The organism is Cognatundibacterium rugosum (assembly GCF_014284365.1).
GTDB lineage: Bacteria > Pseudomonadota > Gammaproteobacteria > Burkholderiales > Burkholderiaceae_D > Undibacterium > Undibacterium rugosum.
In genome coordinates, this window is the sequence record NZ_JACOGG010000007.1 from 88611 (window position 1) to 101433 (window position 12823).

At 51.4% G+C, this 12823-nt stretch carries 8 protein-coding genes; 4 read left to right on the forward strand and 4 right to left on the reverse strand.

All coding sequences use genetic code 11. From position 1 onward, the window contains the following. The first annotated feature begins 4 nt into the window (after positions 1 to 4). Entirely contained in the window at positions 5 to 1120 is a 1116-nt protein-coding gene (locus H8K47_RS08380) for an NADH:flavin oxidoreductase/NADH oxidase (protein ID WP_186880955.1), read from the forward strand. Between the two features lie 138 nt (positions 1121 to 1258). Here H8K47_RS08380 and H8K47_RS08385 read toward each other — a convergent pair whose 3' ends face one another. Next, the gene (locus H8K47_RS08385) at positions 1259 to 3901 is read right to left on the reverse strand and encodes a polysaccharide deacetylase family protein (protein WP_186880956.1); all 2643 of its coding nucleotides are present in this window, start codon (positions 3899 to 3901) and stop codon (positions 1259 to 1261) included. A 407-nt stretch (positions 3902 to 4308) separates the two neighbouring features. On the opposite strand from H8K47_RS08385, the gene H8K47_RS08390 reads away from it, so the two are divergent. Genes H8K47_RS08390 through H8K47_RS08400 form a run of 3 tightly spaced genes read left to right on the forward strand, consistent with a single transcriptional unit; the run spans position 4309 to position 8322 of the window. Next, positions 4309 to 6369 carry a ferritin-like domain-containing protein gene (locus H8K47_RS08390; RefSeq protein WP_186880957.1) on the forward strand — a complete coding sequence of 687 codons (2061 nt, stop codon included), beginning with the start codon at positions 4309 to 4311 and terminating at the stop codon, positions 6367 to 6369. A gap of 37 nt (positions 6370 to 6406) precedes the next feature. Further along, a complete protein-coding gene (bufB, locus tag H8K47_RS08395; RefSeq protein ID WP_186880958.1) occupies positions 6407 to 7342 on the forward strand; it encodes an MNIO family bufferin maturase in 936 nt (311 codons plus the stop codon). A 14-nt stretch (positions 7343 to 7356) separates the two neighbouring features. Next, positions 7357 to 8322, forward strand: a complete 966-nt coding sequence (locus H8K47_RS08400; RefSeq protein ID WP_186880959.1) for an HvfC/BufC N-terminal domain-containing protein — start codon at positions 7357 to 7359, stop codon at positions 8320 to 8322. A 322-nt stretch (positions 8323 to 8644) separates the two neighbouring features. Here H8K47_RS08400 and H8K47_RS08405 read toward each other — a convergent pair whose 3' ends face one another. The 3 genes from H8K47_RS08405 to ppsA all read right to left on the reverse strand — a co-directional run bounded on the left by H8K47_RS08405 (position 8645) and on the right by ppsA (position 12787). Then, positions 8645 to 9613, reverse strand: coding sequence for an SPFH domain-containing protein (locus H8K47_RS08405; protein WP_186880960.1), 969 nt, complete (start codon positions 9611 to 9613; stop codon positions 8645 to 8647). A gap of 104 nt (positions 9614 to 9717) precedes the next feature. Then, complete coding sequence (locus H8K47_RS08410) at positions 9718 to 10152, reverse strand: NfeD family protein (RefSeq protein WP_186880961.1); 435 nt, start codon at positions 10150 to 10152, stop codon at positions 9718 to 9720. A 217-nt stretch (positions 10153 to 10369) separates the two neighbouring features. Beyond that, positions 10370 to 12787, reverse strand: coding sequence for a phosphoenolpyruvate synthase (gene ppsA, locus H8K47_RS08415; RefSeq protein ID WP_186880962.1), 2418 nt, complete (start codon positions 12785 to 12787; stop codon positions 10370 to 10372). Positions 12788 to 12823: the final 36 nt, after the last annotated feature.

Below are 12823 nucleotides of genomic sequence, written 5' to 3' on the forward strand. Positions count from 1 at the left end.
GCCCATGAGTCTGCTATTCACTCCAACTCAATTAGGAACACTCAAGCTCAACAACCGCATTGTGATTGCCCCCATGTGCCAGTATTCAGCACAGAACGGCATCATCAGTGACTGGCATCTGATTCATTTAGGCAGTCTCGCGCTGTCCGGCGCTGGCTTGCTGATTATCGAGGCGACTGCTGTCGAACCGGATGGGCGGATTTCACCGGCCGATGTGGGCTTATGGTCAGATGAAACCGAAGCTGCCCTAGGCAACGTATTGCAAGCGGTGCGCCGTTATTCCAACATGCCTGTTGCAATTCAGCTGGCGCATGCCGGGCGCAAAGCTTCGAGCCAAGTTCCGTGGGAAGGTGGTCAATTACTACAACCGCAAAATGGCGGCTGGTCAACCTGGTCGGCCTCTGCCATTCCGCATGGCGCGACTGAGACACCGCCAGTTGCGCTGGATGCGGCTGGCATCGCACGTGTGAAACGCGCCTTTGTCGATGCAGCAATACGCGCCCATCGCCTGGGCATAGACAGCATAGAACTGCATGCTGCCCACGGTTATCTGATGCATCAGTTTTTATCGCCCTTATCCAATCAGCGTGAAGATGAGTACGGCGGCAGTCTGGAAAACCGCATGCGCTTGCCTTTGGAAATTGTCGATGCGGTCAAAGCTGCGCTGCCAGCGGACTATCCGGTCGGTATCAGAATTTCTGCCAGCGACTGGGTGGACGGTGGCTGGGATCTGGCGCAAAGTATCGTTCTGGCGCAAGTGCTGGAACAACGCGGCTGCGCCTTTATTCATGTATCCAGCGGTGGTTTGTCGCCACGCCAGCAAATCCCGCTGAAACCCGGCTATCAGGTACATTTTGCTGCGGCGATTAAAGCTGCACTCAGCCACTTACCCGTCATCGCGGTTGGTCTGATTACTGAGCCTGAACATGCGGAACAAATCCTGCAAGATCAGCAGGCTGACCTGATCGCGATCGCACGCGGCATCCTGTATGACCCGCACTGGCCATGGCATGCCGCTGCCAAACTGGGCGGCACCGTTGAGGCACCGCCACAATACTGGCGTTCACAGCCGCGTGATCAGAAAGCCTTGTTTGGTGAAACCCGCATCGGCGGACGTTAACCCGGAACACAAAACCACAGCGACGAGCTAAGCAAAAGCGGACACCACATGGTATCCGCTTTTTGTTTTTGCCTGAAATCTTGAACCTGAAAAAAACTGCTGACTGACCTGAACACAGGAAGATCAGCAGCTACTGCACTAATCCAGCTTTTTCAGCGCCTCGCGCACGTAACTGACATTACTGCTGTTCGGCGCCAGCTCCAGATAGCTTTGATAAGCTTTTCTGGCCTTGTCTTTGTCACCGCCCCGCGCGAGCGCATCACCCAAATTCATATAGGCGATGGCCCGTGAAGGGTCCATACTGATGGTATTTTCAAACCAGCGTGCCGCCTCAGGATATTTTTGCTGTTTGAAATAAACAAAGCCCAAATTGTTGGCCGCCAGCGCAAAGTCAGGCCGGTATTTGAGCGCTTCGGTAAAAGCCGCTTCCGCTACTGCATACTGCTTTTCTTTGTAAAATTGCAGACCCTGATCATTGGCTCTTTGTGCCAACTGACGTGAAGAGCCCTGCACCAGCTTAGGTGCAGAAATTTTCTGTTCACCGCCATTGAGATTTTTAATCACAATCGGCGTCTCACTGCCCGGCTTGGCGGCAACTACACTGAGTTTATTATTGAGTGCGATTTCTTCTGAAGACAGCTGATTGGTTTTAGCACTTAGAAACTCCGTTTCGGCACGTAGTTCAAACACAAATTCGCCACCTTCCGAACCAGGTAAGCTGCCAAAGGCCGGCGTCTGCGCTGACATCCCGGCGACTGCCGGTGCCGTGTAGGCCGCCAGCTCAGTAGCGGTAATGATGCCATCCCCGTTCAAATCCGATTTACCGCTCAGGGCTTGTAGCAAAGTCCAGGTAAACACAGAATGCCCATTCGGGCCGCCGTCTGCGACTAACTGATCAGCACCGCCTGCAGTCAACATCTGACGTCCCAGGCGTTTCGCATTATCTTTGAGAAAAGCTGCATTGCTACCACGGGTAAGACCCAAACCGCTATAACAGGCATCCATGACAAAGAACACGTGCTTAGCCTGCAGGTTTTCTGCAATATTCTGCAAATCAGTCATAGGAATTGCATCGACCGACAACTGCGCCGGATCCGAATCAACTGGGATGATATACCCCAGATTACGTCCCGAACTCAGCTGACGGGTAGCACCATGCCCTGCAAAAAAAATAAAGACGCGGTCATCTTTTTTCAGTTTGCCATGACCTAACTGATCATGAAATGCAGCCAGTATGTGATTGCGTGTGGCTTCCGCATTACTCAGCGTGATCACCTTTTCCCTGGCAAAGCCAAAGCGGTTGATCAAGGTATCGCGGATCGCATTGGCATCCTGCACCGCATACTGCAGCTTAGGCCATTTCTGATAATCGTTAATGCCGATCACGACGGCCCAGCTATCCTGATAGTCGCTGCCCAGACTGACTTTTTCCGGTGCGGCCTGACGCTCTTTACCAACCTTGAATTCGCTGCCGTCCCAGGCCGCAAAGCGATACCCATCCGCGATCAGTTTATCCAGTACCAACGGCAAGGCTTTGACGGTACGCTCGTGGATATCATGGAACAGAATAATGCCGCGCTGCTCTTTTTCGACAGAGGACAGCACACGTTCTACGATAGAATTCGGCACCGGATCGGCCCAGTCCAGCGAATCAATATTCCACATCACCGAGCGCAACCCCAACTTGCTCAGTAATTCCATTCCCTCTTTATTCTTGGCGCCGTAAGGAAAGCGGAACAAGGGTGAACGACCGGGATCGATTGCTTTCAGTAACTGATCGGTCTGTCCGATTTCAGCACGCAGGTTATCGCCACTTTCTTTCGACAATAAAGCATGACTGTAGCTATGATTGGCTAAAGCATGGCCTGCGGCTTTCAGACTTTTGCTGATGTCCGCATTTTTATTCAGTTTTTCCTTACCCTGTGCATCAATATTGCCCACGTTACGACCAACTTCAAAAAAGACGGCAGGTACATTGTATTGCTTGAGTATCGCGGCGATTTCCTGGGTATAGCTGGCATGTGGGCCGTCGTCGAAACTCAGCACCACGGTTTTTGGCGGCAAGCCACGGCCGAATATCTCTTTTTCAGCACTCGCATCCGGAATGTCTGGATAAGGCAAAATCACGCCGTAATCTTTCAGTATCTGCTCGCGCTGATACAATTTGCTAAGCTTAGCCAGATAATCATCCCACCTCTCACGTTTAAGCTCAATGGAACGGGTTTCAAAGCGCGCGAAAATCGCCTTGAGTTCCTGGTCATAGTTTTGCTCTATGTCGGCCAGTGCACTCAAATCTTCCGAAATGCGCTTATGTTGTTTCACTGCAGGCAGCGTCTGCTCTTTCGCCACCAACCGCTGCAAATACGTGAGCACCTCGCGGAAGGCAAGGCGGTCAGCGTCGTATAAGTTGTCGCCCGATTCGATGTAATTGAGTATGCCGTTCACGTAACTAAGGCGCTGACCGGGGCTCAGGCTGGATGTTTGCTCTAACCTTGTCTCCAGCTTTTTCAAGCGTGCCAGGTTATCGTGGAATAAAGCGCTGCCTACCCGTATCGCTTCTTTGCGCTCTTTTTCACTCAGTTTTTTTTCGTCTGCCAGCAAGACGATCGTCTGGCGGTAGGCTTTGAGCAAGGCGGGTAGTTCTTCCGGTAACTCAGCCTGCACATCCTCAGTCTGTGTAAGGACAGGTGCTGCAGTCAAGGGAGTGGATTTGTAGAGATAGGCTGCGCCAGCAATGCCGCTCAGGCTTATCGCAGCGGCAATCAAATAATGGAATTTCATGAGTTAGTCATTGGCAAGTAGCATGGATACGGCTTTAACCATATGGTAGGTGAAAGCTATGCCTCTGTGGGTTGCTGACAAGATGAAAATTGTAAATATTTAGAAACACTTTGCCAGCTACGCCGTCTGATCAACATCACCCCCGTGCGCTGTGCAAACCCGGGAAGCAAACAATTTAGGCGTTGCAACCTTGAACTACAAGCTCAGATTATGTGCGATTGCGACAACTAGGTTTTTATGCAACATTGTATTTTTTAAATGCAAAAAACATTCTAAAAATCAAAAACGCCGTGCTAGAGTCGCCTCGCTATTGCATAAATGCATAATTTCCTGAATACCATGCCTTTTGCATAGCCCACCTACACCGAAGCATCTCGTGTCTGAACTGACTGAACAAGGAGATACCTATGTATTCAGCTGTCCCAGAAGCACCACAAGAGGCAATCAAAAATCGCCCACTGGAATTTTTCGCTACCGATAAAGCTGCCGTGCAAGCTATTGCTCAGGCCGCGGTCAGCGTGGAATTATTTACCATCCCGGTTTACATGAATTCCATGTATTCCATCTATGGTACCCACCAGATCAACTCCAAAGGCAACACCTATTACAAAGGCCGTCAATGGCCAGGTATGTCAACCAGTGCGCATCCGCATACCGCCAATGAACGCGCCTTTAATGTGATTTTCAGTGTATTCATCCAGGAAATGCTGCATCTGCAGATGGCGGCCAATCTGGCGACTGCAATTGGTGTCAAACCCCAATTTACTGCAGGTTCCGGCCTGCAAAATGCGGAACGTGGCTGGACGTGCTACGGCCCACAAAAGAGCGTCATCCCCTGTATCGTTGACCTGAAAGACACTCATAGTTATCACAATGTAAAAGTGAATCTGGAAGCGCTGAATCACAATCAAATACAGCTGTTTCTGGCGATAGAGCAGCCGGAAAAACAAGCACGTGAAGAATTGCGGCTCAATGCGCACAAGTATTTTCCGGACGTGCCGTTTGCTGGCTGGACTCCGTCCAAGGGCTTTGCCGACCTCCCTCTGTTCGGTACAATCGGTTATATGTATGAATGCTATGCACGCTACATCAGCATGGAATATAGCGATGGCCAGACTTTATGGCAAAAACTGTTTGTGAATGGATCTGTCCAGCAGGACATGTTCAATACGAATAACAGCTCCCACCCGAAAAAAGAATATCCCCATTTCTCTACCCTGTTCGGGCCGGAAGAGCAGGATGGCGGCGGCGCACACTCGTACAATAAAGCGATCGATATGATGTGTGCCATCACCGACCAGGGTGAAGGCAATGCGGCCGGTATCCGTCATTACCGCCACACCCATTTATTGCGCGCCGTGCAGCCGGATTACCGCGAGAACGATGAGGCACTCAAGGCCGATTATCCGTCCTATAACGGTGAAGGCAAGCCAGTCGCTTCAGCCGATGCGGCAGCGCGCTACCACAGCGCAGCCTTTGATCACTATGAGCGCTTCCAGGATGTCAAAAACATACTGGAATCACGCAGTGAAATAGTCTCTGAACGGCTGACGACCTGGGAACAATGGCATGCACAAGGTCATCACTGGACCAGCGACATGCTGATCAACCATGAATATGTCGCGGCCCAGGCGCCCACCAACATTCCAAAACCCGAGGAAGTAGCTGGCGCACTCAATCGTCTCAAAGCGGCGGGTACCGGCACCTTGAAGACCCTGAGTCAGGTTTCAGCCGGCGCTATTTATGGCATTACCTCTGTGCTGGATGAATACTGGCAGCAGCAAAGTACCGGCTTCCCTTACCCGTCCATGGTCGGCTCCGGTGACCGGATCGCTATTTGCTGGGCCATTACCGGCCAATCGCCCGATCTGTCGGTCTCTGTACCACTGCCAGACCCGGATACGCTGTACCACGCCTGTCAGGGCCTGCAGTTGAGTGGTAAAGACAGCAGTCATCAATGTGCAGCGATAGAGGTCTATCATACTTGTCGCGGCTCCAATGGCTGCCATGCCCAAGGTGGATGTGGCTTTGCCCAGCTCGATAGCGGCGGTGGCTCTTGCGGCAGTTCATCCTGTGGCAGCGTGAGCAACAAGTCCGCGTCCGCCCAATCTGCCACGACAGAGACTGCTGGACAAAATCTGTGTGGTGGTCCCACACCCGGCCCGGCACCATCGGATTTATACAGTGCCCCCAGCGACAATAAGTGCAAGTCATTTGGCGGGTGTGCGGTGCCGATTTCCGCATCGCAGTTGTATCCAGAGAGCGGCACCATGAAGCTCTATAACTTTGAAGATCAGCCACCACATCGCTCTATACCGTTGAATGAAACCATGCCTTTCCATCAGGGTGAAAATGTGTACGATCTGGCCTGGCAAGCCTATGTCAATGTAATGAAAGCCAGAAAACAGGAAGCGGGAACGCGGCCAGCACCGACTGATTTACGTCTTGCGCTGCCGCCATCAACCTGATTTTTGCTGATTTTCTCCAGCTTATTCATACACTGAAATGAAGACAACGACCACGTCAGGATCACACAGCAAAGCACGCCTGGGCCTCCCACACCTGGGCCTGGGTGTGGGTCTGCGGCATGTTCATTTTCAACACATACTCGAGCATGGCCCCGGGGTCGACTGGTTTGAGATTATTTCTGAAAACTTTATCGATCACCATGGTTTTGCAAAGCATGTATTGAATCAGATTGCCGAGCGTACGCCAGTCGTGATGCATGGTGTATCCATGTCTATCGGCAGCACCGATCCGCTCGACATGGTGTATTTGTCTAAACTCAGGCACCTCGCATCGGAAATCCAGCCTGCCTGGATTTCCGATCACTTATGCTGGACTGGCGTTCAGGGCATTAACAGCCACGACTTATTGCCCATGCCGTTGAACGAAGAATCTCTTCGCCATGTGGCGGCGAGAATCAGGCTGGTACAGGATTTTTTACAAAGACCGCTGATACTGGAAAACCCCAGTACTTATCTCGAATTTCAACATTCTGAATTCACTGAGTCCGCTTTCCTCGCCGCACTGTGCCAGGAAACGGGCTGCGGCCTGTTGCTGGATGTGAATAACGTCTATGTCTCGGCCTATAACCATGGCTATGATCCCCATGCCTATTTAATGGAGCTGCCGGCTGATCGCATTGTGCAGATACACCTGGCGGGACCAACAGACTGCGGCGACTATCTGATTGATACCCATGACCAGCCTGTCCCGACAGCAGTCTGGGCCCTGTACGCGCTGGCTCATCAACTGACCGGCGGTGTGTCGACCCTGTTGGAATGGGATGCCAAAATCCCCAGTTATCCAGATCTGCTGGATGAGTTACATAAAGCAAGACAGGTCATACAAGGCAATTTACCTGAGCCGCCCGCGGTCACCGCCAATCCGGCAGAAGCGCATGCCTTGGCAGGTTCATTACAAGCCTTGATGGCCTGATGCAGGTTACTAGTATGATGCCTAATCTGAACGATGTCTCTATGGCTAAATCTGAAGTAACACTTGTGCAAATACAGGCGTGGTTCATGACCGCGATCAGCCATGCTGACGGATATCGTGCGGGCCTGCACGCCGCACAACAAATGTTTGCGCTGAATGAGTCAGCGCTGCTAAAACCGGGTCATGAACAGGCCTCGCGTTTGCCTATCTATGCCAGTGGCTATCTGTTACGTTTGCAAGAGTGTCTGGAGGCAGATTACCCGGTACTGATGCAAGCCTTAGGGAAGGAATTGTTTCATTTTTTTTGCCGGCAGTATCTGGCTCATCATCCGTCGCGTTCGCCATCCTTATTTGATCTGGGCGCAGGATTTCCGAAGTTTTTGCAGCAGTCACAGCCAAGCAGTGGCGAGCACGAAATGGACCTGCTGTTTGCCTTTCCAGTCGAACTGGCATTTCTCGAGCGCGCGTATACCGAGGTATTGCGTGCACCCGGATTAGAAACCCTGTCTGTGACCGGCCACACACATAATCAGGAAACACCCGTCCCTGCGCTGCTGACGCTTATGTCAGATCTGCAAGCTCCTGTGGCACTGAATGCAGAATCCGATAACAGTGACTGCCCAGGCTGGTCAGCGGCGCCCTGCCTGCGTTTGCTGTCGGTGCAGTATCCTCTGGCAGATTTCTGGCACGCTGCCAAGTCGGCGACCGAAAGCAGTGCCGATCTTATGCAACCGGAACCGCAGCCCGGCTGGCTTGCTCTGAGCCGAATACGTTATCGTGTGCTGCTGCATACCTTACAGGAATGGCAATTCCATGTTCTTTACGCCTTGCAGCAAGCCGAAGCCCCGGTCAATGACATGGAATGGCTCGCTGGACAAGTTGCAGTACGCAGCGGACTGCGCACCACCGCTACGACGGATGCACTAGTTTTGTGGTTGCCGGTCGCGGCACAAGAAAATCTGGTTGTTCGCACCCCTTAACTAAGGCGCAGGGGCAAGCGGAAATTACACGCTCCGTGGAAGGCAGCACATTAGATCTAGCGCCTTACATACCTCCAAGAAGCCGATGAGCAAAGCTGAACTCAACGCACGCTGATGACTTGAACTGACGTGAAAATTCTCGAACCCAAGTTTTCTTTTTTTGGGAATTTACAGAATTTTTGAGATATGGGACTATCGCCGCCCAAATGAAAACAGCCATGACGAGCTTGCGACCTGGCTCGTCATGGCTGACAGTAAGATATTAAAAAGTACCCTTACTCAAAAAGCGCTAGCGACTTGTCTTCATCGTACACAAAGCACCTCAGGTATTGCCGCTTTGATTCGCAACGACCCTAGTCGCAGCATGGGTGGACGCAGGCTGGGTTTTGATTACTTGCATTGCGGTTGCAATCAAACCACTCATATCCCCGAGATTAGCCGGTACGATAATCGAATTATTGGTCTTCGCCAGATTACCGAAGGCACCAACATACTGCTCTGCCACCTTCAGATTGACTGCATCGGCACCACCTGGTGACTGAATCGCCGCAGCGGTTTTACGTATCGCTTCTGCGCTCGCCTCAGCGATGGATAATATCGCTGCAGCCTGACCTTCAGCGCGATTAATGGATGCCTGTTTTTCACCTTCAGAACGGGCAATAGCGGCCTCGCGTTCACCGTTAGCGATATTAATCTGCTCCTGCTTACGACCTTCAGATGCCGCGATCAGTGCACGCTTTTCACGCTCTGCGGTAATTTGCGCCTGCATCGCATGTAAAATCTCTTTGGGCGGCGTTAAATCCTTGATTTCATAGCGTAAAACCTTCACACCCCAGTTTGCAGCAGATTCATCAATCGCACTGACTATCGTGGTATTGATGTGATCACGCTCTTCAAACGTTTTGTCCAGTTCCATCTTACCGATCACTGAGCGCAAAGTGGTTTGCGCGAGCTGGGTAATCGCCGCAATGTAATTCGACGAGCCATACGAGGCGCGCATCGCATCGGTAATCTGAAAATATAAAATCCCATCGACCTGTAATTGTGTATTGTCTTTAGTAATACAAACTTGGGGTGGCACATCCAATGGGATTTCTTTGAGACTGTGCTTATAAGCAATACGGTCGATGAAGGGAACCACGATATTCAGACCGGGCCCTAGAGTGGCATGATATTTACCCAAACGTTCGACGACCCAGGCGTGCTGTTGCGGCACGACGTTAATTGTTTTGATGACGAACACCAGAGCCATGATGAACAGTATCAGGGCTACTCCGCCTATATTTTCCATATGATTACCTTTATTGTTATTAAGAGAAAAGTTGAAACGATGTATGCGTGATCGTTTCGTATTCAGCTACAACACGCAAACCACTACTGTCAAATTCAGCCGACTCAGGCTGGCCTGACAATCAGGCGACTACCCTGTACTTCCTGTATCTGATACGAGCCTGGCAATCCAGCACCGTGATGCAGCTCTACATCCCACATCGCGCCGCGATACATTGCTCTGGCCTGAAAACTGCCGACACCCAGATCGCGCCACTGCTCTACCTGTAAGCGCTGGCCGACATCCATATTCACATTCGGATCACGCTCTGCTTGCTGACCTGGTTTCCAGCCATACGGACTTTTATGTAATATCAGTGTGGCCAGTCCTCCTACCAAGCCCGCCACGATCAGTTGCGCACTGCTGGCTGCGCCAAAAAATGCGGCCAAAGCAGCAGCGGCTAAACCCAACGCTATCATTAATAAATAGAAAGTACCGGTCAGCAGTTCCAGACTCACCACTACACCAACTGCGATACACCATAGGGTCCAATTACTCATGCTTCAGCCTCCTGTTCTTATTGGTATTGCAATCGGAATTGCATTTTGATGGATAAAACGACAAAAATCAGCGGTAATCGCAGTCTAATGTATACACCGTTTCCATGAAACTTGTGTGACTGCCCTTCAGCCAGGCCGCAATAAAAAACGCGGACTGAACAAAATTCAGTCCGCGTTTTTTTCATGGCGACGATGTATGTATCGCTCAGGTGCCTGTTTATTTAGCGACCTTTGCCAGCTTTTGCCAGGTATCGACCACAGAATCAGGATTCAGCGAGATCGACTCTATCCCTTCCTGCATCAGCCATTCAGCAAAATCAGGGTGATCGGATGGGCCCTGACCGCAAATACCCACATATTTATCGAGTTTGCGGCAAGCCGCGATAGCGCGTGACAGTAAGGCGCGTACTGCAGGATCACGCTCATCGAAGTCAGCAGCCAATAACTCCATGCCGGAATCACGGTCCAGACCCAGTGTGAGCTGAGTCAGATCGTTAGAACCGATAGAGAAGCCATCGAAGTACTGCAGGAATTCTTCTGCCAGAATCGCATTGGATGGAACTTCACACATCATGATCAGACGCAGGCCATTTTCACCGCGTTTGAGGCCATACTGCGCGAGCAGATTCACCACTTTTTCTGCCTGACCCAGAGTACGCACGAAAGGCACCATGATTTCCACATTGGTCAGCCCCATGTCATTGCGCACGCGCTTCATTGCCTGACATTCCATTTCAAAGGATTCTGCAAAATCCGATGCCAGATAACGCGCTGCACCGCGGAAGCCCAGCATAGGATTTTCTTCATCCGGCTCGTAGCGTGAACCACCGATCAGTTTTTTATACTCATTGGATTTAAAGTCAGACAAACGCACGATGACTTTCTTAGGCCAGAATGCGGCCGCAATCGTCGCCACACCTTCTGCCAGTTTGTCGACATAAAAGGCTTTAGGCGATGCATGGCCACGCGCAACCGATTCTACTGCTTTCTTGAGTGCAGGATCGATGTTTGGATATTCAAGGATAGCCTTAGGATGCACACCAATATTGTTATTGATGATGAATTCCAGACGTGCCAAGCCCACACCCTCGTTAGGTACAGACTGGAAATCAAATGCCAGTTGCGGGTTACCCACGTTGAGCATGATTTTCAAAGGCAGCTTCGGCAATTCACCGCGGACTTCTTCGGTGACTTCGGTTTCCAGCAAACCATCGTAAATCTTACCTTCATCACCTTCAGCACAAGATACGGTCACCAGGGTGCCATCTTTCAGCATATCGGTCGCGTCGCCGCAGCCTACTACGGCTGGTACACCCAGTTCACGCGCGATAATCGCGGCGTGGCAAGTACGGCCACCACGGTTAGTCACGATCGCGGAGGCGCGCTTCATCACTGGTTCCCAGTTCGGGTCGGTCATGTCTGCGACCAGCACGTCGCCCGGCTGTACACGTTCCATTTCAGACGGATCGTGAATCACACGCACGCGGCCAGCACCGATCTTCTGGCCAATCGCACGGCCGGAAGCGAGCACAGTGCCACTGCCTTTGAGTTTGAAGCGTTGTTGCGCGTCAGTTGCTTTTTCCTGTGACTTGACCGTTTCAGGACGGGCCTGCAGGATGTACAACTTACCGTCGCGACCGTCTTTACCCCATTCGATATCCATAGGGCGACCATAATGCTTCTCAATGATGACGGCATATTTGGCCAGCTCAACCACTTCGTTGTCATCCAGCGAGTAGCGGTTACGCATTTCAACCGGTACATCCACGGTTTTGACTGAACGACCAGCCTTGGCTTCGCCAGTAAATTCCATCTTGATGAGTTTAGAACCAATGTTGCGGCGGATCACAGGCAATTTGCCTTGTTCCAGCATCGGTTTATGCACATAAAATTCATCCGGATTCACCGCTCCCTGCACCACGGTTTCACCCAGACCATAGCTGGAAGTGATAAACACCACATCCTTAAAGCCGGATTCCGTATCTATCGTGAACATCACACCAGCTGCGCCCAGATCAGAGCGCACCATACGCTGCACACCAGCTGACAGCGCCACTTCAGCATGGGTAAAGCCTTTATGAACGCGGTAAGAAATCGCGCGGTCATTGTAGAGCGAAGCAAATACGTGCTTCATGGCTTCCAGTACGTTCTCGATACCAACCACATTCAGGAAGGTTTCTTGCTGACCGGCAAAGGACGCATCCGGCAAATCTTCTGCTGTGGCAGAAGAACGTACTGCAAACGAGACCTCTCCGACGGAGTCAGCCACCAGTTTGTTATAAAACGCTTCAATTTCCTGTTGCAGACGCGGCTGGAACGGTGTGTCGATAATCCATTGACGGATTTCTGCACCAGCTTTCGCCAGTTCTTTGACGTCTTCGATATCCAGGGTTTCCAAACGGTCGGCGATACGTTTTGCCAGCGGCAAGCCACCGTTTTCGCTATGCGACAAAAAATCACGGAAAGCCTGCGCTGTGGTCGCGAAACCACCTGGTACGCGCACACCGGCCGTGGCCAGCTGGCTGATCATTTCGCCTAGAGAGGCATTTTTACCGCCGACAGATTCAACATCTGTCATCCGTAAATGCTCAAATGAGGCAACGTAAGTTGCTTCAGTATTTGCTGCGTTGGACATAACAACCTCTTTTTGATGGTAAGAAATCTGTACTGC